We start from the raw sequence: 3,616 nt of genomic DNA, 5'->3' as shown, positions 1-3,616 counted from the left end.
AGAGAAGATTAAAAGGATTTTTAGCTGCTCGAGAAAAACTAATTCAACTATTTGAAGAAAGATATTAATTTATTTACACAAAATACTTGACGTTACCTTTTGATTGGAAAAAAGAGCTAAAAATCCTATGATTATTGATAAAATTAAATCTAAATTTCTGATTTTCTTTAATGATCTAACTCTGAAGTTTTCAAAGTCAAATTTCTGTTTTTTAAACCTAAAATATTCTTCAATTCTCCATATTTTAATATATGCTTTTAAAACTGCCGGAGTAAGACGCTTAGAATTAGGATTTAAATTTGTGATAATCATTGTTGGATTAATACCATGTCCTCTGACAATTACCATAGTTAATTCAGTATCTTTTAAAGCAGGTAATTTAATTGGAGTGTAGCTGAATTTTAGCTTTCTCTCTTTGTTGTTCTGATTTCTATAATGGTAGGCATACTTACCCTTATAGAGAGCAGCTACTTTTTTGATATTTAAACTTTTGCCTTTGTAAATTACATTGTGGTTACTTTTAGCTCTAATTACAAAATCTTTGTTGCCCTCAGTAAAATATTCATAATACATGTTGGCGTCATAGCCTTTATCAAGGGCATAGATACCTTTTTTTACGTAATCTGTGGATAATCTATTTTAAGGGTTTCTAAGAGCTACTTATCCACATTTTTGGCTGTTGATAACTTTGAGTTTTAGCTATTTTAAAAAAATGGGGAAACTACTTAATTAAATTATTTCTCATTTTCCGCTTAACATCTTACCGTATTACTATCACATATTTAATATAGACACTTTTCATTAAATTTTAAATTACTTAAAGTTCATTTTAAAATTAAGCATTTAAATACTTATTCTAAAATTTCTTTTTTTGCCCATCCTTGAGAACGCTCAACTGCTTCTTTCCACCTACCAATGAGATATTCTCTTTTAGTTTTGCTCATCTTAGGTTCATACCTTTTTTTTAAGGACCAATTATTAGAAATTTGATCTATGCTATCAAAAACTCCTATACCTAATCCAGCTAAGTATGCAGCACCTAACGCAGTAGTTTCTGTAATTTCAGGAACATCTACAGGGATACCTAAAATATCAGCTTGAAACTGCATTAAAAAATCATTTGCAACTGCTCCACCATCTACCCTCATAACATTTATATCAATACCTGAATCTTCTTCCATAACTTTCATATTGTCATTTACTTGGTATGCAATACTTTCTAATGTTGCTCGTACTATATGTTTTCTTTCTGTACCTCCTGTAATTCCAACTAATGTTCCTCTAGCATATTGATCCCAATATGGTGCAGCTAAACCCGAAAATGCTGGCACAAAAAATACTTCTCCTGTATTTGAAATGGATTTACATATATTTTCTGTTTCTGCTGGGTTATCTATTATATTTATTCCATTATTCAACCATTCTACAGCTGCTCCAGCAATGTAAACCCCCCCATCTAAAGCAAATGTTAATTCATCTTCTAAACTCCAAGCTACTGTACTTAAAATACCATTATCAGAATTACAAATCTTGTTACCAGTATTCATCAACATAAAACATCCTGTTCCATAAGTTGTTTTTATCATTCCTTTTTTATAGCAAGATTGACCAAATAACGCAGCTTGTTGATCTACAGCACTACCAGATATAGGAATTTCCAGTCCAAGAAAACTATTTGGATCAGTATACCCAAAAACTTCGCTACTATTTTTTAACTCAGGAAGCATTTTAACTGGTATGTTTAATAAATCCAATATATCCTTATCCCACTCTTTTGAATTTATATTTAAAAGCATTGTTCTAGAGGCTGTAGAATAATCAGTCATATGGACTTTTCCGTTTGTCATATTCCAGATTAACCAAGTATCAGTAGTTCCAGCTATTAAATTACCTTTTTCTGCTTCTTCTCTAGCACCTTCTACATTATCCAAAATCCATTTTATTTTTAAAGCTGAAAAATATGAATCCACAACAACTCCAGTTTTTTCTTTTATAAATTTAGCATGTTTTTCTTTTAGCTCATCTGCAAGTTGAGAAGTTCTTCTGTCTTGCCAGACTATAGCATTATAAATAGGTTTACCGTTGTTTTTATTCCATATAATTACAGTTTCTCCTTGATTATCTAAACCAATAGCTCTCAAGTTTTTTTGATTTATTCCTCCTTTTATTAAAGCTTCACTAACTGAATTCTGGGTTTTTTGCCAGATTTCTATCGGATCATGTTCTACCCAACCAGGTTTGGGATAATATTGTTCATGTGTATAATACCCCTGAGATTCAATTTCCCATTTTTCATTTAATGCTAAAGTTCTAGTGCCAGTAGTTCCTTGATCAATACCTAAAATATAACCATTATTTTTCAATTTAATTACCCCCAAATAATTTTTAAGCTGCTTCTTCTTGTTCTATCTTTTCACTTTCTGCAATTTCATTACTTAAATCTTTAGATGCCCAAACTCCGACAACTATTGCTAAAGCACCTGCTACCATTTTAGCTAATATAACAGGTGTAATCATATCTGGTCGCACACCGGCTGTAAAACCTAAATGATCTCCTAGTGCAGCAGTTGCTGGTACTAACCAAGCTGTATTAATTACTTTACTTTTTGGATCCATATCTTTCATCATTTTATACACCGGAATACTATTAGCTAAAGTTATAACTAATCCTGCAGCACCAGTAGCATTCATTCCCAGTAGTTCACCAAATTTACTAAGAGGTTTTTTTAAGTTCTCTACTATTAAATGTAATATTGGGAAAGTCCCTAATAAAATTATCCCAATTTCTCCTATTATCGCTAAACCTTCTGAAATTGGAGCCATACCTGGAATAATTACTATTCCAGTTAAAGCCTCAAAAGCTGATGCTGAAAGGCCAATTGTAATTACTATAACTATAAATCTTCCAAATATCAAAGCTCCTTTTATCATATTATCAGTATAATATTTAAGTCCTAATATTAAAAATAATGAAAAAATAAAAACTGGAATCAAATTCATTATGACCATTTGAAATTCAAATCCAGCAATTAACCCTCCTACTAATCCTCCTATAGGAATTGTTGTTAAACCAGCTAATAAACCTTTAGCAAAAAAAGGGCGATCCTTTTTTTCGATTAATCCTAGCCCAACAGGTATTGAAAATACTATTGTACATCCTAACATTGCTGCAACTACAAGTCCAGAAAGCAAACCAGCTTGTTCACTTTGAGCTAACTCCATAGCAAGAGGATATCCTCCCATATCATTTGCTAGAACACTAGCAAACATAGCCGGATCAGAACCCATTAAGTCAAATATTGGAATTATTATAGGACCTAGAACTTTAGCTATTACTGGTGCTAAAGTAATTATACCCACCATTCCAAGTGCTAATGGTCCCATAGAATTAAAGCCCTCTTCAAATTTTTCACCTAATCCAAACTTATTTCCAATTATTCTATCAATTCCACCTAAAATAACACCTATAGCCATAACCCAAATAATGATTTGATCAAAAGTCAATTTTACTTCCCCCTTTTTTATTATATAGGAAACTATGCTTTTGCAGGAATGTGGATAACTTTGTAGAAAGATAAAAATATTATGAGCAAAAATAAATCAAAAAATCATCCAA

At 31.3% G+C, this 3,616-nt stretch carries 3 protein-coding genes; all 3 read right to left on the bottom strand.

Features of this window, described 5'->3' with window-relative positions:
- Positions 1–69: 69 nt before the first annotated feature.
- On the bottom strand, positions 70–606 hold the full coding sequence (locus CI949_RS18510; protein ID WP_290769128.1) for a transposase: 537 nt from the start codon (positions 604–606) through the stop codon (positions 70–72).
- A gap of 245 nt (positions 607–851) precedes the next feature.
- The gene (gene glpK, locus CI949_RS18505; RefSeq protein WP_290769126.1) at positions 852–2,363 is read right to left on the bottom strand and encodes a glycerol kinase GlpK; all 1,512 of its coding nucleotides are present in this window, start codon (positions 2,361–2,363) and stop codon (positions 852–854) included.
- 22 nt (positions 2,364–2,385) lie between these two features.
- A complete protein-coding gene (locus tag CI949_RS18500) occupies positions 2,386–3,504 on the bottom strand; it encodes an ethanolamine utilization protein EutH (protein ID WP_290769124.1) in 1,119 nt (372 codons plus the stop codon).
- Between the last annotated feature and the right edge of the window lie 112 nt (positions 3,505–3,616).

It is taken from the genome of Halanaerobium sp. (genome assembly GCF_003070835.1).
Note: the sequence above shows the minus strand (reverse complement) of the source record. Positions and strands in the feature narration are given on the sequence as shown.